Origin of the sequence: Gordonia hankookensis (assembly GCF_014673215.1) — a bacterium.
GTDB classification, from domain to species: domain Bacteria; phylum Actinomycetota; class Actinomycetes; order Mycobacteriales; family Mycobacteriaceae; genus Gordonia; species Gordonia hankookensis.
The window spans coordinates 1,035,404-1,054,387 of sequence record NZ_JACWMS010000002.1 but is presented as its reverse complement, the minus strand read 5'-3'; the positions used below and the strand labels follow the sequence as shown (position 1 = coordinate 1,054,387).

Below are 18,984 nucleotides of genomic sequence, written 5' to 3'. Positions count from 1 at the left end.
ACGGCGGATCTCACCGTGAGCCGACGTCGCGTGAGCGCGCACCGAAGTCGGCGATGTCGGCGGGCAGCCTGGTCCGAGCGCGGTCGGCCAGATCGGGCAGCCCGAGCGCATTCAGATACGACGACCACACGGGGCCCGGAGTACGTAGCGCCGCAACCTCATCGAACGCGACATGGCTGCGTACTCGCGCCGCCGCGGTGATCCGCGCATGGTCCTCGGACGTGAATATCTCGGCAGAACTACTGAGCAACGGATTGCCCTCCCCTGACAATTCGCCGTGTCGCACGTGGGAAGTGCGCTCTCGTATCGGCTAGTGGTGCGGTTCGATGGTGTCGGTGAAGGCCAACTCGCCGGTGGCCAATTTGATGGCCCAGCGCTTGGCACGGATCGGGCGTGATCCGATATGGGTCAGCGACGCCTCGGTCTGTTCGCCGAAATCGTCGACCACGACCGCCTCCACGACGGTGCCGTCATCGAGCGTCGCCGATACCGCGCTGCCGATGACGATCTCCGGCTCGGCCGATGGGGTCTCGGCGACCGGCTCGACCTCGGGCTCCCGCTTCTTCTTCAGAAGAGCCATGTCTGTCCGACCTCCTCCGGACCGCGGGCGGTACCGGCCATGTCGTGATGCAGCATGTGTCCTCCTCTGATTCGCGCGACCACACAGGTGAACTCCGTTCACTATCATAAACTACCGCCCCAGCATGGTGCTCGCAGCAATTGAGGACGAGCGACTCTCAGGTCAGCGCGAGCAGGAACCGGACGAGGACGTCACTGACGTCATGAAGGCGTCGGGCGGGTTCGTCCGGACTCGATGCCCATTGTTCGACCATTGCTGTCAGTGCACCGACGATCGCGGTGGTGGCCGTCGACCAGCCCCCCGGCGGAACGTAATCCTCGCCGAGAGCCCGTGTCAGTTCGGCCGCGATGAACTCGCCCCACACGGCGCGCTGGTCGAGGCGGTGTTTCTCCACGCGAGAACTCACGCCGACGATCTCGACGAACGCGACCGCAGCTCGGCGGTGGTCCGACCCGATACTCCGGGCATACGCGTCGACGGCGCATCGCGCCCGCGTCTCGATGTCGCCGTCATCCAGGGTCGCCAGTGCCTCGGTGACCGCGGCGCGGCCATCGTCCTGGATTCGGTCATAGACCGCCAGCAGCAACTCCTCACGATCGGAGAACTGCTCGTAGAAGTGGCCTCGGGCGAGATCGGCGCGGGCGCAGATCGACGAGACGGAGGCGTTCTGGTAGCCGTCCTCGCCGAACACCGCCAGGCCTGCGTCGAGAAATCGGACGCGACGGTGATCTCGGCGTTCGGTCACCGAGATGCCGCCATAGGTCCGATCCTTCACGCCCATACCCGACCAGTCTAAACGGGTCGGGCGCCTGGTTCGGTCAACGACGGTGCAGGTGATAGCCGCTGTCCGTGTGCTCTCCCCGGGCTGTCCTGGACGGCCCACACCCGCCGTCGGCCCTCTGCGATCGGCCGCGGCCATGGACCCGGCGGGGTCGCCTCGTGAGAGGGTGGAGCCATGGCGAAGAAGAGCAAACGGGGCAGCGGACCGCGTCCGGGCAGCAATCGGGCCGAGAGGGTGGCCGCGCGCAAGGAGCGGCAGCTCGCCGCGATGGCACCGCCCCCCAGGCCCTTTGCGGGACTCGCGGCCGAATGCGACCTCGTTGCGTTGCGTGCGTTCGTGGCATCGGCGATCGCCGACGTCGCGCTCGTCGAACCGGGACCGGCCGAACCCGAACTGACGTCGGCGGTACCCGGCGATGCCGCCGCTCCGGTGAAATCCCAACGGCAGAACGGGATTCGCAACGCGGTTCGGCTCGCGACGATTCTTCCCGGCGCGGTGCCGGCGCTGGTCCGTGAGGCGACGAACGGGCCAGAGGGTCTCGTCGCGATGCAGACCGACCCCGAACCTGTGGATGTGCCCGGATCGATGGCGGATGCCATCGAGTGGGCCGCTCACGCGGAGCCGGATGCGGAGTACACGCCGGACGGCACGTCGCGATCGCTCACCGAGTTGCTCGATGTGGACGCGCAGTTGGATCTGGTGGTCTACGACGACTTCTCGTGGTGGTTCCCGCCGGGAACGGATGTGCCGCCGGAGATCGCGGACATGCTGGCGCGGGCGAACGACTCGATCATGCCGACCGCGCGTCTCACCCCGAAGAGTGGCGTCGGCGCACCCTGGTGGGTCGACGCCGGCGAGCGCGCGCATGTGAGGTGGGTGCGGCCAGAGGACGAGGACGACCTGATGACCGCCCTGGCCCGGCTGCATGCCGCCGATCGCCTGACCCTCGGCGAGGGTTCGCGTTTCGCCGGGTCGTTCCGCACCCACGGGTTGTTGGTGCCGGTGTTCGATCTGGACAACGAACTCCACCACGAGGAGTGGTACGCCGGCCTGGACCAGTTCGACGAATGGCTCACCGAGGCGATGGCCCAGACCGGCGATCTCACCACCGCCGAACTGCGGTCGCGCGACGGCATCCGCGGCCGTCAGGTCACGCTGCGCTGAGCGATGTGAGACGGGCCACGCGGGCTGTCACAGATTCCCGCCTGCGGCAGCAGGAGCCGGGGTCGCGGATGCGGGCGCGCCGTTGACCTCACGCTCGACGAAGTTCTCCAGGTCGAACAGGTTGCCCTGTGCGCGTTCGGCGATCGTCTGCAGGGTGGTCATCGTGGCGACCTCCTCGACCTGCTCGGCGAGGAACCACTGCATGAACTGCTCGCCGAGGTAATCACCGCTGTCGCGGGCGGCACGGGCGAGATCGACGATCTGCTCGGTGACGGTCTTCTCCTGCGCCAAGGCCAGTTCGATCGGTGCCCGGTAATCGACGAAATCGTTGCGCGGGGCCGTGACAGCGGGGATCTCCACCTCGATGTCGCGGTCGAGGAAATACTGCACGATCATCATCGCGTGGTTGCGCTCCTCGACCGACTGGGCATAGAAGTGCTTGGCCAGCTGAGGCATGTCGTGGCTGTCGTAGTAGATGGCGACCGCGATGTATTGCTGCGCGGCGGCGAACTCGTTGCCGATCTGGTCGTGCAGCAGCTTGTGGAACACGGTCTCGTCAGTTGTGGCTGTCATGGGGTCCATCGTAGAAGGGCGGAAAAGCCCAGTTCGGCCCAGTTGAGCCTAACTGAGTTCAGGCTCACCAACATTCGGCTCGCCTCGCCTCACCCGCCGAGCACGCCACCTGTGCCGGACAGCAGATCTTCGGGCACGGGTAGGCCCTTGCGGATGTAGGTGAAGAACTGTTCGGTGTTGTCCCCCACCGCAAGTGAGTCCCCGTCGTCGGTGTACTCGTCGCCGCCGGTCGGTGTCGTGGTGGTGATCGGGTTGCCGCGCAACGCCCATGCGAGTCCCATGAGGTTCCAGATGTGGTCACCCTTGTCCACGGTGAGCGCATCGACTGCTCCGTTGACGAACGGGATCAGCCGGAATGGATTGGCGAGCACCGACGGACTCGTCGCCTTGGCCATCAAGGCATTCAGGAACTTGCGCTGGTTCACCACGCGTTCGAGATCGGCATTCGGGAAGGCGCGGGTACGGACGAGTCCGAGGGCCTGCCTGCCGTCGAGCTCCTGGCATCCCTTCGGTAGCCGCAGACCGGCCTTGGGATCGTTGAGCGGCTGATCGAGACAGATGGTGACGCCCCCGACGGCGTCGACCACGCTGTCGAACCCGCCGAAGCCGATCTCGGCGTAGTGATCGATCCGGACGCCCGAGAGCTGCTCGACCGTCTGGGTGAGCAGTTGGGGTCCACCGAAATTGAATGCGGCGTTGATCTTGTGCGATCCCTGACCTGGGATCGGGACATAGAGGTCGCGCGGGATGCTGATGATCATCGCCGAACCGCTCGGCGGCTTGTGCACCATCATGATGGTGTCCGTGCGGGACCCGTCGCTGTCGCCGGTGGAGAGTTGCTGACGCTGGTCGTCACTCAGGTCGGCGCGTGAGTCGCTGCCGACGATCAACCAGTTGGTGCCCGGGGTGTCGGCAGGCCGGCCGGCGTAGGGCACGAGCGCCTCGGTGCGGTGGAGTTTGCCGTCGTAGTAGAACAGCAGGCCCACCGACGCGACGACGAAGAGCAGCAGCACTGCCAGGATGAGTCGGCCGACCCGTACCCGGCGGCGTTTGCGCTTCGGTTTGGGCGCAGGCGGTGCGACCGTCGAACTCGACCGTGGCCGGCGGGGTGGCGCACCTCCCGACCCCCGTGAGCTCGAACGACCGGGCTCCACCGAACGCCTGGGCGATCCGGACGGGCGTGCCGGGATGGGTTCGGGCTGCTGTGTCGGTGCGTAGCCGGGTCTCGGAGACCCCGGCGAGTCCGACCACGCGAGCGGGGGCTGGTAGCGCGAGCCGTCGGGGCGGCGATCGCGCAGGTGGGTGGTGGGCTCGGGCGCACCCGGCGGTGGCGGGGCCTGCTGGGGTCGCGGTGCCTGGGGTGGTGGTCCCTGGGGTGGCGGCGGCGCCGGGTTGCGGCGGGGCGGGGGGCCGCCGGGGGCGGCTCGTCGAGCAGGGTCACCGGAGCGTGGCGCAGGCCCGGGAGGGGCGCCGCGCCGACGCATCATCGGCGGCTCTGGCGTATTCATCCCAACCAATGTACGCATCGGCGATCGGGACCCGGCCCGTCGAACGGCTGCCTGCGATCCATCACACAAAACATCATCAACAACTGTGACAGTGAGTATTGACACATAATGTCCACGTCCTTAGTGTCGGAGGTCACAGGCACGGCGACACGGAGGTGTGTGATGACCGCGACGACACAGGCGACCACCCAGGAGGTGCGTGGTGACACCGCAGGCCGGGAGGCGGTCTCGCGACGATTGATCAACGGCTCGGTGAAACGGTCGTATGCGCCGGTGGTGGATCTGGACTGGGATCGGGCGCCCGAACCCGAGCGATACTTCCTGCCGCCCAGCGTGCTCAGCCTCGTCGGCACCGAGATCTGGGAAGGGCTCTCACCCCAGCAGCGCATCGAGCTCTCCCGACAGGAGATGGCCAACATCCTCTCGGTCGGCATCTGGTTCGAGAATCTGCTCAATCGCACGTTGCTCGCCAGGCTGATGGTCGCCGACCCCGCGTCACCGACGACGCATTACGCCCTGACCGAGATGGGCGACGAATGTCGACACATGGTGATGTTCGGACGGGCCATCGAGTGGTCGGGTGCCCGGCCGTTCCAGATGCGCCTGTGGGAGCGGGCCGTGATGGCGCTGCTGCCGCACGCGTTGCGCGGGAGCCTCCTGTGGGTGGCCGCACTGGTGGGCGAGGAGATCTTCGACGCGCTGCAGCGCGAGATGCTCGACGATCCGCGGCTGCAGCCGCTGGTGGCCCGTCTCATGCAGGTGCACGTCGCCGAGGAGGCCCGGCACATCGGGTTCGCCCGCGACGGGATCATGCGGCGCAAGCCGATCCGTGGTCGATGGGAGACCTTCGTCGCGGCCAACGGGCACGCCGTCGCCGGTGTGCTCTTCCGTCGGCTCTTCACCAATCCCGCGATGTATCGCCGGGCCGGACTCGATGGGCGGGCGGCGGCTCGCGCCGCCCGGGCCAACCCGCGGTTCCACGAGGCCCAGGTTCGCGGGTTCGCCTCCCTCGCAGCATTTCTCGAGAGCGCCGGGCTGATGAGCAGACTCTCACGGTACGGCTGGCGCCGGGGCGGATTCCTGTGATGTTCCCGGTGACGGTCGCCGAGTCGACGTCGGTCGCGGTGATCGGGCGTGGGCCGCTCGCACGACGATTCACGACGCGAATCGATCGGTCGCCGCTGATGATCGACGTCGTCGACGATCCGGCGCCCGGCGACCTCGCGGTGCGCGAGGAGCCGTCTCCGGATGGCGCCTATCTCGGGGTCGCGTCGGCGGGACGCCCCGGACAGTTCTTTCTCACCGATGAGCGGTCGATCGGCTATCTCATCGATCTGGTCGAGCATTTCGTCGTCTCCGGTGCGAGGTCGGTGGTGGTGCGGCGTCCGATCGAGAACGAGTGGGCCGCAGTCGGTTCGGAACGCGCTCGCCGCAAGCGACTGCGGGCCTTCCGGCCGGACGACTACGTCTGGATCGGCACCGAGTCGATCGACGACGACGTCTTCGACGGCGATGCAACGCTCTCGGCTGACGGTGACGAGGTCAAGGCACACCTTCGCGTCTTCGGGTATCTGGATCCGCTCGATGGCCTGTACCACTGGGCCGGAACGGTGTTCGGCGAGGATGTGCGGACATGGAAGGACGATCGGGTGAAGCACGTGACCGTGTCGGTCGGGGATGGCGGACCGGTGGACGCACGACTGGCCGAGGTCACGCCGTCGGGCGCCGTGCGGGTCGTCGGTGTGGGTCAGCCGCCGTATCCGCTGGAACCGCTGACCATCTGACGGTCGGGATCACCCCACCCAGCTCAGATGGTCGTGGAGCAGCGCATATCCGACGAATGCGACGATGTCCATCACGGCATGTGCGATCACCAACGGCCAGACGCGTGAGGTGATCTGGAAGAACCGCCCGAAGACCAGCCCCATGACCATGTTCCCGAGGCCCGCACCGACGCCCTGGTACAGGTGATACCCGCCGCGGAGCACCGAACTGGCGGCCAGGGAGGTGTTCTCCGATGTGCCGAGCTGCCGCAGCCGGGTGATGAAGTAGGCGACCACGATGATCTCCTCGGCGGCCGCGTTGCCGATCGCGATCAGGATCAGGATCGGCCAGCGCCACCACACGCCGTCGACCTCGCTCGGGACCAGGTGGGCGTTCATCCCCAGCGCACGCGCGATGGCGACCAGAGCGAGGCCGGGCAGTCCGATCAGTGCGGCGAGACCCAGGCCTGCCGGGATGTCGCGGCGCGGGGTCCATCGGCCGAGTCCGACCCGGTTCAGACCGATCCCGCTGCGCCACAAGAGATAGATCCCGAGAGCGCCGATCGCGAACAGTCGGATCGCGCTCATCAGCTGTCGTACGAAGTCGATCCAGCCGAGATCTGAACGCGACGGATTCAGTGCGACGGTGGAGTTCCCGATCCCTCCCGACAGCTGTGCCTCGACGAGTGAGAGTGCGGCGGCGATGGCGGAGAAGAGGAAGGTGAGCACACCGACGATCACCAGTTCGACGACGATGGCGCGCCGTTCGGTCGGGTCGGTGACGACGTCGACGGTCCGTGGGCGCCCCGGTGTCAGTACCGATCGGAGCGTGGCGCGCATGGCGCACAGCTTACGGGTGCGCGCCGGAGCGTTCAGTCGGGCAGGCTGTTGATGAACGGGCAGCCCGCGAGGTTGCGCAGCGCCTGGGAGAGTTCGTAGACGTCGGAGACCGGCCGCGCGAAGGGCAATCGGACATCGGAATCGCCTGCCGGGCCCTCGATGCGGAACCGGATGCCGAAGCGATCGAGCCCGAGGGGACGGACCCGTCCGGTGCGCAGCTGTCGTGGCAGCTTGCGGGCCAGCTGTCCCACCACGTCGGCATGGTCGGCGTCGAGGTGGGCGATCCAGTCGCCCTCGTATTCCCAGAACGGGTCGGGGAGCGCGCAGGCGAGCTCGGCAGCCGGGACCGATGCGGCCCCCGAGGCCGTCGCGATGACCGCGCTGTCGATCTGCAGGCGCAGCATCGAGTGCCCGTGCCCGATGTCGAGGAGCCCGTCGTCGGGATGTTCGGCGGCGATCTCCAGCGCGAGGTCGCGTTCCAGGTTCGACGGGACCGCGTGCAGGTGACCGTTCAGCCAGATGAGTGACCGCACACGTTCGCGGAGATCGATGGGAGCGCAGTCGGTGACCTCGACCATCGCGGCGAGCCCGTCGGGGCAGTCGCCGGCGAGCAGCATCGCCTCGCCGTCGGTCGGGACGAGCACGAAGGCCTGTGACTCGAACAGGTGGATCACGTTGACGGGCGCCGTCTCGGCACCCTCGACGGCCAGGGTCGCCCCGGTCACGCGCCGGCATGCGGTCTGGATCAGTTCGGCATCCGACGGGTGGTCGGTGACTGCGTGGGTCATGCGCTCCCTCGCTCTCGGTCAATGAAGGTAACCCTAACCTAAGAGATGGAGCCGCTGCTCGTCAACGTTTCGTTCGGGCCGGGCCGAAGCAGAAACGGACAGAGTGCCCGCTCGACTACGATCTTGTCGTGTCAGTGTTCGCATATTTCGGGCCATCGGGGACCTTCACCGAGATCGCCCTCGACAAGGTGCTCGCCGCGGGCGTGCCGTTGCCGCGAGCGACCGGTGACGTGCAGAAGATCGCGGCGAAGAGTCCGGCGTCGACCATCGAGATGGTCCGTGGGGCGGTCGCCGATTTCGGGTGCGTACCGATCGAGAGCTCGGTCGAGGGCGCCGTACCGGCCACCGCGGATGCCCTGGTCCCGCCCGATCGGGGCACCACCGGCCGCGTGCAGGTGTTCGCCGAGGTGGTCCTCGACGTCGCGTTCACCATCGCCGCCCGCACACCGATCCCCGCCACCGAGGTGCGGAGTCTCGCCGCCTATCCGGTGGCTGCCGCGCAGGTGCGTGAATCGGTCGAGAAGCTCTATCCGAACGCCCAATTCGTCACGGCGTCATCGAATGCGGCGGCCGCCGCCGACGTCGCGGCGCAACGAGCCGATGCCGCGGTCACGACCTCGCTGGCCGCTGGGCTGTCGGGGCTGGTGACCCTGGCCGACGGGGTGGCCGACGCGGAGGACGCCTACACCCGATTCCTCCTCATCGGGCGACCGGCGCCGCCGCCGCCCGCGACCGGCGCCGACCGCACCTCGGTGATCCTCGATCTGCCGAACGTGCCGGGCAGCCTGATGTCTGCGATGAACGAATTCGCCTCGCGGGGAATCGATCTGACACGGATCGAGTCCCGTCCGCGGCGGGATGTACCGGGGTCCTACCGGTTCTATCTCGATGCTGTCGGCCATCTCGACGACGACGCGGTCGGCGAGGCGCTGCGCGCCCTGTACCGGCGGTGTGAGCGGGTGGTCTACCTGGGCTCGTGGCCGGTCGATCGCGGAACCGGGGCTCCGCCGCCGGATCCGTCCGACAGCGCGGCCTGGTTCGCCGCCCTGCGACGCGGGGAGGTCCGGTAGTGACGCGGCTGCACCTGGTTCGGCACGGCGAGACGACCTCGAACGTGATGCGGCGACTCGACACCGCGCTGCCCGGCGCAGGCCTCACGGATTTCGGCGGTCGTCAGGGCGTGCGATTCGCGCTGGAGCACACACCCGGCGATCGGGTGGTCCTGGTCAGTTCGGTGGCGCGGCGTGCCCAGCAGACCGCCGAGTTGATCGGATCGGTGTGGGGAACCGCCCCCGACGTCGCAGCCGGCATACACGAGGTCCAGGTCGGTGATCTCGAGGACCGCTCCGACGACGACGCCCACGGCGTGTTCAAGGAGATCGTCGAACGGTGGCACCAGGGGGACATCGAGGCGCGGCTCCCGGGCGGCGAATCACTCGCGATGGTCTACGAACGCTATCTGCCGGTGATCGACGATCTCACCAGCAGGCACCTGGTCGGTCCCGATCAGCGCGATGTCTACGTGGTCAGTCATGGCGCCGCGATCCGGTTGATCGCGGCACGGCTCGCCGGTGTCGACCCGACGTTCGCCGCGAGTACGCATCTGCAGAACACCGGCAGCATCGAACTCGAGTACGTCGACGGACTGTGGCGGCTGCACCGTTGGGGAGCGGTCACCGGTCCGTTCGGTCCGACGGTCGACGAACCCCTCGTGACCGATCCGATGGGCTGATCGCTCGGCCTGGCCCCTCAGCCCCAGCCGTTGGCGTGCAGCCAGGCGTCGTCGATGCCGAAATGGTGGGCGATCTCGTGGATGACGGTCACGGCGACCTCACGGACCACCTCGTCCCGGTCGCGGCACATCGCGAGGATCGGTTCGCGGTAGATGGTGATGGTGTCCGGCAGATAACCGCCGTATTCGTGGTCTCGCATGGTGAGCGCGACGCCGTGGTAGAGGCCGAGGATGCTGGGTTCCTCGGTGTTGTGTGCCTCGACGAGGATCACCACATTCGACATGTTGTCGGTCAACTCCGACGGGATGGTGTCGAGAGCATCGGACACCAGCCCGTCGAACTCGTCGTCGGACATCCGGATCGGCATCGGGTCACCCCGCCGGAGCGGGCGTCTCGATCGGATTGGGCTCCACGCCGGGCGGCAGCGGAACCGGTGTCGGCAACGCCCGGCCAGGGGGAGCCGCCGGTGGCGGGACCGGCAGTTTGCCGTTGATGAGTAGGGTGGATCGGGCATCGCCGACCAAGGTGGCGAACCCGCCGCCGTCGGGAAGTCCCAGGTAGCAGACGACCGTTCGGCTGCCGGCGAGCCAACTCGGCTCCGACAGCACCGACCACTGCACGTTCAGGGTGGTCGCATCGAGCTTGTTCTTGCCGCCGAGGAATCTGTTCGCCTGGACCGGGCAGATGGACTGCAGGTAGTCGTTCTGCTGTTGGGCGGCCGGCCACGGTTTGCCCGAGAGCCGATCCCCGAACCGCGGCGCGAGGGAGACCGTGCCGGTCGTCTGGAACGCGTGTGCCTCGGTGCAGTTGACCGTGGTCCCGGTCGGCTTCTTGGTGGCACGGTCGATCCCGATGCAGGTGCCGGCGGGCCACTGGAAGGACTGATCCTGGTCGGCGACCCGGCCGACGAACTGTTCCGGTGCACCGTCCTTACCGGTCTGCTGGACCCCGCAGCGCAGTTCGCGGGCGCCCTTGTCCCACTGCACCTGCGACGGGTACATCATGCCGACCGAGAACCGTCCCTGCGGATCGAGCCGTCCGTCCAGGTACTGGTCGACGATCACCGGGCACTGTTCGTCGCGGATCGCGGCGAATCGTTCGGTGCCCGGCCACACCGCGGATTCGCCGAACTCGGAGCCGGGCAGCACTGCGGTGTCCAGCGGTCCGGCCACTTCGAACCGGTGTTTCTGATCGCAGCCGACCTTGCTCGGGTTACCGGGGTCACCGGCGGGCCAATCGAGGCAGTCCCCGGTCACCGACTTCGTGAAGGCGTTCTGGGCGATCCGTTCGTTCTCACCGATGTCGGTCCCGCCGACGCTGCCGCTGTCGTTGAAGACCCCCAGCGCGAGCGCGATCCCGCCGGCCACGATCGCGCCGATCACCACCGCCGACAACACCACGCGCGTGGGGTGGGCCAGCATGGTGGTCAGCCACCCGCTCGGTTTCGTCGCTTCGTCCTGGTGGTCGTCGGCACCGGTCGAGCGCCCCTCACCTGGGGAATCGTCGACGACGTCCACACGGTCGGTGTCGTCGTCGCCGGGTAGGCGCACCCAGTCGTCGGCGTCGTCGGGGGTGGGGTCGTCGTCGTTCATCGGGATCCATCATGCCTGTTGTCGGGAGGGTGCAGTACCCCCGCCGCACCGCTGCCGAGCGGCGAGGATCGTATGGCGCCGGAAATGCGCCACTAGACTCACGCCCGTGACCCCCGACGATCCCGACCACCCGAACGAGTCCCGCGCCGAGGTCCCCGACGACGTCGCCGAACTGGCGGGTCGACTCTTCGACATGGCCCGGGCAGGCGATGCCGAGACATTGCGGGCCTACCTGGAGGCCGGTGTGCCCGTCGATCTGCGGAACCAGGCGGGGGATTCGTTGCTGATGCTCGCCGCCTACCACGGCTCGGCGCCCGCGGTGACCGCATTGCTCGACCACGGCGCGGACGCGGACGTCGCCAATGACAAGGGACAGACGCCGCTGGCCGGTGCGGTGTTCAAGGGGCACGACGACGTGGTGGAGCTACTGGTCCGGGCCGGTGCCGACCCCCATGCGGGCACGCCGTCGGCGCACGACGCCGCCCAGATGTTCGGCCGCACCGACTATGTCCGATTCTGGGAGCGCCCGGCCGGGTGACCGGGGCCGGCCCTACCGCTGGTCGGGTGGCCACGAGTGTGTGGGCCGTTCCTGTTGGTCGGGTGGTCGCGAGTGTGTGGGCCGTTCCTGTTGGTCGGGTGGCCGCGAGTGTGTGGGCCGTTCCTGTTGGTCGGGTGGCCGCGAGTGTGCGGGCCGTTCCTGTTGGTCGGGTGGCCGCGAGTGTGCGGGCCGTTCCTGTTGGTCGGGTGGCCGCGAGTGTGCGGGCCGTTCCCGTTGGTCGAGTAGCCACGAGCGTGCGGGCCGTTCCTGTTGGTCGGGTGGCCGCGAGTGTGCGGGCCGTTCCTGTTGGTCGAGTAGCCACGAGCTTGCGAGTGGCGTATCGAGACCCCGCCCGTCAGCCGGCCCGGTTCAGCGCCCGTAGAACCAGTTGTGCAACACCCGATTTGCCGAGTTCCGTCGGATGGTAGGGCGCGGGCGGCTCGAAGCCGGACAGCCACGGTTGCGACGAGCACGCCGTGTGCGCGGCGCCGGTCTTCGACGCGGTCACCAGCGTGGACCCGGAGACGCGGGCGGCGCGTGCGGTCGCGGCGACCAGCCCGTCGTGGACGCGGACGGTCTCGGCGGATTGGCCGGCGGTCAATGGAATCCGACTGCACTGCGGTGCATGCGGATCGATCAGAGGCGGATAGTCGACGAGCACGACCTTGGCACGCGGTGCGCGGGACCGTACCTGCGAGACGATCTCGACGATTGCGTGCTCGACCGCCGTATAGGCATCGGCAGAAGGCTCCGGCCGGACGCGTGCACGGGCGCGGCAACCGCTGATCACGCTGCCGCGCGTCAGATTGGCGACCGTGTTCGCGCAGCCCTGGGCGGCGACTCGGCTGATGTAGCCCAGGTCGTTGCCGCCGATGGTGACGGTGACCAGATCGGTGTCCGGGGTGACCGCGGTGATCTGCGGGACGTCGGCGTACGGGTATTGGGGTGTACGGAGGATGTTCGCCGTCGTCGCCCCGGAACAGGTGACATCGGTGAGCGACAGACCGCGGGCGGCGGCCACCCGGTGCGGGTAATTGTCCGCGGTCCGCAGACACCGTCGGTCCACCAGCCGGGTGGCGCCGGGACCGGCCGCGTACGAACTCCCCAAGGCCACATACTTCGCCGCCGGATTCCCGGCAGACGTCGGGCGCTCGGCGCGCGCCGCAGATGCCTCCACGTCGGGACTGCTGAACTCGACGACCGCCATCCCCGCGGCGACGATCGCGACGGTCACCAGAGAAGCCGCGACGGTCGCGGCACGCGTGACGAACGCACGGGTCACGTGCATGAGGGGAGTCCTTTCCGGACCGGGCGGAACTGGAGGAGCGCCGGGCGAGTGCGGGGCGCGAGGTGTCGTGATGAGGATCGGTGGGCGGCGCGACTCCGTTACGGCCGCAACCACACCTCAAGTAGGGTTTCATACGTGATCGACCTCAAGATTCTTCGTGAGAACCCCGACCTCGTGCGAGCCTCGCAGCGGACGAGGGGCGAGGATCCCGGCCTGGTCGACGCCCTGCTCGACGCCGACGCAACGCGACGGTCGGCCATCGTCGAGGCCGACACGCTGCGGTCCGAGCAGAAGGCACTCGGCAAGCAGGTCGGCAAGGCGCAGGGTGACGAGAAGGCCGCGCTGCTGGCCAAGGGCAAGGACCTCGCCGAGCAGGTGAAGGCCGCGGTCGGCCGCCAGCATGCGGCCGACGAGGCGGCGACGACCGCGCACCGCGCGATCTCCAACCTCGTCGAGGACGGCGCCCCTGCCGGTGGCGAGGACGACTACGTGGTGCTCGAGCACGTCGGTGAACCGCGCACGATCGACGACCCGAAGGACCACCTGGAACTCGGGGAGTCGCTGGGGCTCATCGACATGGAGCGCGGGGCCAAGGTGTCCGGGTCGCGCTTCTACTTCCTGACCGGTCAGGGCGCCCTGCTCCAGCTCGGACTGCTCAACATGGCCGCGCAGAAGGCGGTGGCGAACGGCTTCACCCTGATGATCCCGCCGGTCCTGGTGCGGCCGGAGATCATGGGCGGCACCGGTTTTCTCGGGGCCCACGCCGACGAGGTCTATCACCTCGCAGACGACGACCTCTATCTGGTCGGCACGTCGGAGGTGCCGATGGCCGGTTACCACTCGGACGAGATCATCGACCTCGCCGACGGTCCGAAACGCTATGCGGGCTGGTCGAGTTGCTTCCGTCGGGAAGCCGGCAGCTACGGCAAGGACACCCGAGGGATCATCCGGGTCCATCAGTTCGACAAGGTCGAGGGCTTCATCTACTGCAGGCCCGAGGAGGCCCCGGCCGAGCATCAGAAGCTGCTCGGGTGGGAGCGGGACATGCTCGCCGCCATCGACGTCCCCTACCGGGTGATCGACGTCGCCGGTGGGGATCTCGGCTCGTCGGCCGCCCGCAAGTACGACTGCGAGGCATGGGTGCCGACACAGAACACCTACCGCGAGCTGACCTCGACGTCGAACTGCACGACCTTCCAGGCGCGACGACTGTCCATCCGCTACCGGGACGAGAACGGCAAACCGCAGATCGCGGCGACGCTGAACGGCACCCTCGCGACCACCCGCTGGATTGTCGCGATCCTGGAGAATCACCAGCAGCCCGATGGCTCGGTGAAGCTCCCGCCGGAGCTCGCACGGTTCGTGGGCGCCGACGTGCTCGAGCCCCGATGATCCGGCACACGGGATAGTCACCCTCGGATGACCACGGGCATCGTCATCGCGGTGATCGGCTCCTTCGCGTTCGCCGCGGCAGCAGTGTTGCAGGCGCTGGGGGCAGATCAGGTCGCGCAGCGTGCGGCGATCCGGGAAGAACGCCGCAAATCGTCGAAATCCCATCCGTCGCTTCGGTCCACCGTCGCGACGATGCTCACGGTGCCGTTCCTGATCGGATTCGTCTTCGACATCGTCGGGTTCATCTCCACCATCCTGTCGGCCCGGCTGATCCCGTTGTTCTTGTCGCAGACCATCATCTCCGCGCGACTCGTGGCGACCGCGTTGCTGGCGATGGTCGTCCTGCACGTGTCGCTGACCATGCGGGACTGGCTCGCCGGGACGGTGGTGATCGCGTCACTCGTGCTGCTCGCGGTGTCCGCCGGTCGTGAGGGGGTCGACGACGAACGCTGGATGCACTGGGCGGTCCTGGTGGCAGGCCCGCTCCTGTTCGGTCTGGGCATCGTCGTCATGCGGGTGATGCACAAGCACATCGCCGCCGCCACCGGGCTGATCGCCGGTGCGGTCTTCGGCGTCATGGCGGTGGCATCACGCATCCTCGACGGCCTCGACCCCTTCCATCCCGGCGCCCTGTTCACCGACCCGGCGCTCTACGGGTTGCTGTTCAGCGGGATCTGTGGCTTCTATCTGTTCACCGTCGCGTTGCAGACGGGCTCGGTCAACGGTGCGGCCGCCGCCCTGGTGGTGGGCCAGACGGTACTTCCCGGTCTGGTCGGCATCCTGCTGCTGGGCGATGTGACGCGCGCGGGCTGGGGCCCGGTCGCGATCGTCGCCTTCACCGCCGCAGTCGGGGGCGGCGTCGTCCTCGCCTCCTCGGGGGCGGTCACGGCGGTCGAATCCGCCGATGTCACGAACATGCCCAGAGGCTACGGCCGTACCCAGCGCGACGTCGAACGGCAGCGGTGACCTTCGGTGGCGGCGTGATGTTTCAGCACGCGCGCCGGAACGCGACATACTGATCCGATGATCATCGGCATCGTCGCCGCCATCGTCGCTGCGCTCGGCTACGGAACCGCATCCGTCCTGCAGGCCCGGGGCGCCCAGAGCGTGGCGGACCCGACGATGGGCACGGACGAATCCGGACAGTCGCACGCTCCCAGCCTGCGGTCGACGGTGGCTGCGATGCTCACGGTCTCGTTCCTGGCCGGTCTGGTCTTCGACGGCATCGGATTCATCGGGAACCTCGTCGCGGCGCGGGAGATCCCGTTGTTCCTCGCGCAGACGATCGTCAGCGCGAACCTCGTCGTGACGGCGATCCTGGCGACCGTGATCCTTCATGTCCGCTTACGCACCCGCGACCAGATCGCCATCGCGGTCGTGATCGTCGCGCTGGTCGTGCTCGCGCTGGCCTCCGTCGACGAGGGTCACGGCCACGACGGGGCCTGGCTGCACTGGACGGTACTGATCCTCGGGATCGTGCTCATCGTGGGCGGCCAGGCGATCGTCATGGTGATGGGGGCCCGCATCGCGGTGGTCGCCGGCCTGCTCGGCGGTGTCGTCTTCGGGCTGATGGCCGTCGCCGTCCGGATAGTGCACGGCATCGAGCCGTTCTCCGTCGGCGACCTGCTCACCGATCCGGCCGCGTACGCGATCGTCGTGTGCGGTGTGGGCGGCTTCTACCTGTTCACCGTGGCGTTGCAGACCGGTTCGGTCAACGGTGCCGCCGCCGCACTCGTGGTCGGGGAGACGGTGGTGCCGGGTGCGGTGGGCATCGCGCTGCTCGGCGACACCACGCGTGCCGGCTGGGGGACGGTGGCCGTCATCGCATTCGTCGCGGCGGTCGCGGGTGCGGTCACCGTGGCGTCGTCGCCCGCTGTTCCCCAGGGGTGAGGCACGACGGGGGTGCGACAGGACCGGGTGACGAGTCCGTCACCGGAGCGGCGCCGAAGTGATCTCCGAACACCGCTCCGGTGACCCCCAGACCGACGTGACCTCCCGCGCTCAGGCGGGTCGGCACGCCGTGGTCACCAGCGAAGCCGGCAATGTGAGAACGCTGTGTTCCACATTGCGCAGAACGTAGCACGGCAGGTCAGCGTGGGCAATTGCTGCGTCAGCGGTCTTCCGGAGTGGATCGGCCCGCGGCAAAGGACAGAATGATGCCGACCAACATCTCCACCACGGTGTCCCGATCGGGCCGGTGTTGGCTGCTCGCCCAGAGACGCCCGGCCTCGGTCAGTGCGCCGATGAACGCGGCGGCCTCGTAGGTGAACCCGAACTCCGACTCCGACAATCCGGTGAACTCGGCGGCCGCGGCGGAGAAGAACTCGGTCCACTGCTCCCGGGCCTGCACGCGATGCGCCTCGACCCGACTGCTCACGCCGCCGACCTCGACGAACGCGATCCGCATGCGGCGGGGATCCGTCGCGACCGAGTCGAAGAACGCCCCCACGGCCGCGCGGGTGCGCTCCTCGATGCCGGCCTCCGCGTCAACGTCCGCGAACGCCTCGAGGACGGCGTAGCGCGCCTCGCCATGGATCATGTCGTAGGCCGCGATCAGCAGGTCCTCGCGGGTGTCGAACAACTCGTAGAACTGCCTGCGGGACAACTTGGCGGCTGCGCAGATGGCCGACACGGTACCGCGGTCGTAGCCGCTGGTACCAAAGACGTCGAGCGCAGCGGACATGAACCTGTCCCGGCGTTCGGACTGCCGTTCCTCGACCGTGCGGCCGCGGTAAGAGCGTTGTGCCACTGCGTTTCCCGGATTCTGTCGTCTCGGATCGCGAGGCTCAGCCGTCGAGCCGCTCGGCGCGCAACTCGTGCCCCTTGGATGTGAGGCACCGGCCGCTCGGCAGGTCCCACTGCCAACCGTGCAGATTGCAGGTCAGCTTGTCGCCCTCGATCACGCCGAACTTGGAGAGATCCGCCTTCAGGTGCGGGCAGCGGCGCTGGAGTTCCCAACCGTCCTTGGTGATCGACGCCGAATCGTCGTGTGCTTCGGCAAACCAGCCGTCCGCGTAGGCGATCCGCTCGTCGCTGAGGCACTTGAAGAAGGTGTAGAGATACTCGTTGTAACCGCCGATCCGCCACGTCGTGAATCGCGTGGAGAGGAAGATCGTGTTGACCCAGTCGGGCTCGTCGTCGCGGAGCACGGTTCGCACCAGCTCCGGTGCGATCCGAAAGCCGTAGCGGTACTTGCCCTCTCCTTCTTTCGGCTCGCGGACGATGCGATTCGGGAAGTCGAGCACCACGGTCTGGTCGTCCATCACGAGGCCGACCGGGTAGCCGATGCCGTCGCAGATGAGATCGGACTGCGCCATGATCGGCTCGAAGAGATCCCGCAGCGGGGGCAGCAGCGGCTCGCCGTCGTCGACCGCCCAGGTCGCCTTGTCGGCGGCGATGACCGGCGCGAACTTCTCCTTCATCCGCTCCAGGTACGCCCGCTTGTTCTCGCCGAACACCTCATGCGGTGCATATGGGTGTGAGACCTCGTTCAGCGCCGGGCCGGTGAACTCGGCGACCGACCCGGACACCATCATCAGGCCGCGGTGGCGTTCGCCGTCGTCGGTGCCGTGAATCCGCATCTGTTCCAGGAAGGTCTCCTGGTCCGGGAAGATCGACGTCTCGTCCGCACCGTCGACGCCGGAGCCGAAGTCGTTCAGGCCGAACAGGTCGTCATCGAGGAACATCGGTGGCCCGGCCGACGGGACCACCCAGCTCGCCCCGACCTGTTCGATGTAGGACCGCGCCCGGTCCATGCCGCGCTGTCGCTTCTGCGCCGCGAAGTTGGCCTTCGACTTGCGCGGGATGTCGTAGACCATCGGGTACCAGATCGCACCCGAGTACTGCAGGAGATGGACGTCGACGTGGCCGAACGCCTCGTCGATCACATCGAGGTCGATGGGGCGAGCGTCGTTCATGTTGAAGCAGGTGGTCTCACCGTCGGAGACGATCAGCCCACTGTCGCCGATCGGGCCGTCGGCAGGCGCTCGCAGTGCGATGATCATCACATCCAGCGAACCCTTGTCGTTGGTGACCGTCGTCTTCACGGAGTCCTCGGTCTCCACGAAGGTGTGGAAGCCGAGCTCTTCGAGCTCGCGGCGCAGATCGGGCACCGGATAGTCGGGCAGCAGGACGGTGGCGTCCTTGTTCACGTTCTCGCGGAGATTGCGCTCGTCGAAATGGTCGCGGTGCAGGTGTGAGACGTAGAGGTAGTCGCAGTCGCCCAGCGACTTCCAGTCCAGTTCGGAGTTGTCCGGGAACGGCACCCACGACGCGAAATAGGCAGGGTTGACCCACGGATCGCACAGGATGGAACCGGCGCTGGTCCGGATGTGGAAACCGGCATGTCCGATGCTGGTGATCTGCAACTTCTCGCCTCCTGAGTACTCGGACCGAGCGGGGATGGTCCGAGAACAAATCGGCCTTCAGGGTAGCCCCTCGGCGA

The 18,984-nt window shown here is 67.8% G+C and carries 21 protein-coding genes; 9 read left to right on the top strand and 12 right to left on the bottom strand.

The features are described 5' to 3' along the window. Nucleotides 1-10 precede the first annotated feature (10 nt). From IDF66_RS12135 to IDF66_RS12125, 3 genes are all read right to left on the bottom strand, one after another. Entirely contained in the window at nt 11-286 is a 276-nt protein-coding gene (locus IDF66_RS12135; protein WP_164591958.1) for a hypothetical protein, read from the bottom strand. 24 nt (nt 287-310) lie between these two features. Continuing rightward, nucleotides 311-580: a hypothetical protein gene (locus IDF66_RS12130; protein ID WP_164309984.1), complete on the bottom strand. Its 270-nt coding sequence runs from the start codon at nt 578-580 to the stop codon at nt 311-313. A gap of 157 nt (nt 581-737) precedes the next feature. Then, the gene (locus IDF66_RS12125) at nt 738-1,361 is read right to left on the bottom strand and encodes a TetR/AcrR family transcriptional regulator (protein ID WP_190267018.1); all 624 of its coding nucleotides are present in this window, start codon (nt 1,359-1,361) and stop codon (nt 738-740) included. A 174-nt stretch (nt 1,362-1,535) separates the two neighbouring features. Between IDF66_RS12125 and IDF66_RS12120 the strand changes: the two genes are divergently transcribed. Further along, nucleotides 1,536-2,525, top strand: a complete 990-nt coding sequence (locus tag IDF66_RS12120; RefSeq protein WP_190267017.1) for a DUF5926 family protein — start codon at nt 1,536-1,538, stop codon at nt 2,523-2,525. Between the two features lie 27 nt (nt 2,526-2,552). Here the strand turns inward: IDF66_RS12120 and IDF66_RS12115 are convergent, their stop codons facing one another. Together IDF66_RS12115 and IDF66_RS12110 are read right to left on the bottom strand one after the other, a co-directional pair. Continuing rightward, complete coding sequence (locus IDF66_RS12115) at nt 2,553-3,098, bottom strand: ferritin (protein ID WP_190267016.1); 546 nt, start codon at nt 3,096-3,098, stop codon at nt 2,553-2,555. A gap of 89 nt (nt 3,099-3,187) precedes the next feature. Then, nucleotides 3,188-4,606, bottom strand: coding sequence for an LCP family protein (locus tag IDF66_RS12110; protein ID WP_223309430.1), 1,419 nt, complete (start codon nt 4,604-4,606; stop codon nt 3,188-3,190). 162 nt (nt 4,607-4,768) lie between these two features. On the opposite strand from IDF66_RS12110, the gene IDF66_RS12105 reads away from it, so the two are divergent. Further along, on the top strand, nt 4,769-5,692 hold the full coding sequence (locus IDF66_RS12105; protein WP_164309980.1) for an AurF N-oxygenase family protein: 924 nt from the start codon (nt 4,769-4,771) through the stop codon (nt 5,690-5,692). Then, on the top strand, nt 5,692-6,390 hold the full coding sequence (locus IDF66_RS12100) for a DUF4873 domain-containing protein (protein WP_190267015.1): 699 nt from the start codon (nt 5,692-5,694) through the stop codon (nt 6,388-6,390). The genes IDF66_RS12105 and IDF66_RS12100 overlap by 1 nt, the downstream gene beginning before the upstream one ends. Before the next feature lie 9 nt (nt 6,391-6,399). Here IDF66_RS12100 and IDF66_RS12095 read toward each other — a convergent pair whose 3' ends face one another. Further along, on the bottom strand, nt 6,400-7,209 hold the full coding sequence (locus IDF66_RS12095; RefSeq protein WP_190267014.1) for a CPBP family intramembrane glutamic endopeptidase: 810 nt from the start codon (nt 7,207-7,209) through the stop codon (nt 6,400-6,402). 32 nt (nt 7,210-7,241) lie between these two features. Continuing rightward, nucleotides 7,242-7,997 (bottom strand): DUF2470 domain-containing protein, encoded by a 756-nt coding sequence (locus IDF66_RS12090; protein ID WP_190267013.1) that lies wholly within the window; start codon nt 7,995-7,997, stop codon nt 7,242-7,244. Between the two features lie 128 nt (nt 7,998-8,125). On the opposite strand from IDF66_RS12090, the gene pheA reads away from it, so the two are divergent. Together pheA and IDF66_RS12080 are read left to right on the top strand one after the other, a co-directional pair. Continuing rightward, nucleotides 8,126-9,067 carry a prephenate dehydratase gene (gene pheA / locus IDF66_RS12085; RefSeq protein WP_164309976.1) on the top strand — a complete coding sequence of 314 codons (942 nt, stop codon included), beginning with the start codon at nt 8,126-8,128 and terminating at the stop codon, nt 9,065-9,067. Continuing rightward, nucleotides 9,067-9,729 carry a histidine phosphatase family protein gene (locus IDF66_RS12080; protein ID WP_190267012.1) on the top strand — a complete coding sequence of 221 codons (663 nt, stop codon included), beginning with the start codon at nt 9,067-9,069 and terminating at the stop codon, nt 9,727-9,729. The genes pheA and IDF66_RS12080 overlap by 1 nt, the downstream gene beginning before the upstream one ends. A 17-nt stretch (nt 9,730-9,746) precedes the next feature. Here the strand turns inward: IDF66_RS12080 and IDF66_RS12075 are convergent, their stop codons facing one another. Then, entirely contained in the window at nt 9,747-10,097 is a 351-nt protein-coding gene (locus IDF66_RS12075) for a metallopeptidase family protein (protein WP_190267011.1), read from the bottom strand. A gap of 4 nt (nt 10,098-10,101) precedes the next feature. Then, on the bottom strand, nt 10,102-11,322 hold the full coding sequence (locus IDF66_RS12070) for a septum formation family protein (RefSeq protein ID WP_223309429.1): 1,221 nt from the start codon (nt 11,320-11,322) through the stop codon (nt 10,102-10,104). Nucleotides 11,323-11,428: 106 nt separating this feature from the next. Between IDF66_RS12070 and IDF66_RS12065 the strand changes: the two genes are divergently transcribed. Continuing rightward, complete coding sequence (locus IDF66_RS12065) at nt 11,429-11,860, top strand: ankyrin repeat domain-containing protein (RefSeq protein WP_317628667.1); 432 nt, start codon at nt 11,429-11,431, stop codon at nt 11,858-11,860. A 355-nt stretch (nt 11,861-12,215) separates the two neighbouring features. Here IDF66_RS12065 and IDF66_RS12060 read toward each other — a convergent pair whose 3' ends face one another. Beyond that, nucleotides 12,216-13,148 carry an SGNH/GDSL hydrolase family protein gene (locus IDF66_RS12060; protein WP_190267010.1) on the bottom strand — a complete coding sequence of 311 codons (933 nt, stop codon included), beginning with the start codon at nt 13,146-13,148 and terminating at the stop codon, nt 12,216-12,218. A gap of 135 nt (nt 13,149-13,283) precedes the next feature. Here IDF66_RS12060 and serS point away from each other — a divergent pair, with 135 nt between their 5' ends. The 3 genes from serS to IDF66_RS12045 are packed head-to-tail and all read left to right on the top strand — an operon-like array spanning nt 13,284 to nt 16,430. Further along, a complete protein-coding gene (gene serS / locus IDF66_RS12055; protein ID WP_190267009.1) occupies nt 13,284-14,540 on the top strand; it encodes a serine--tRNA ligase in 1,257 nt (418 codons plus the stop codon). Between the two features lie 27 nt (nt 14,541-14,567). Beyond that, a complete protein-coding gene (locus tag IDF66_RS12050) occupies nt 14,568-15,506 on the top strand; it encodes an EamA/RhaT family transporter (protein ID WP_190267008.1) in 939 nt (312 codons plus the stop codon). A 57-nt stretch (nt 15,507-15,563) separates the two neighbouring features. Next, the gene (locus IDF66_RS12045; protein WP_190267007.1) at nt 15,564-16,430 is read left to right on the top strand and encodes a hypothetical protein; all 867 of its coding nucleotides are present in this window, start codon (nt 15,564-15,566) and stop codon (nt 16,428-16,430) included. Nucleotides 16,431-16,650: 220 nt separating this feature from the next. On the opposite strand, the gene IDF66_RS12040 is transcribed toward IDF66_RS12045, so the two are convergent. Together IDF66_RS12040 and IDF66_RS12035 are read right to left on the bottom strand one after the other, a co-directional pair. Further along, on the bottom strand, nt 16,651-17,289 hold the full coding sequence (locus IDF66_RS12040; RefSeq protein ID WP_190267006.1) for a TetR/AcrR family transcriptional regulator: 639 nt from the start codon (nt 17,287-17,289) through the stop codon (nt 16,651-16,653). Between the two features lie 37 nt (nt 17,290-17,326). Further along, nucleotides 17,327-18,907, bottom strand: coding sequence for a Rieske 2Fe-2S domain-containing protein (locus IDF66_RS12035; protein WP_190267005.1), 1,581 nt, complete (start codon nt 18,905-18,907; stop codon nt 17,327-17,329). Nucleotides 18,908-18,984 lie beyond the last annotated feature (77 nt).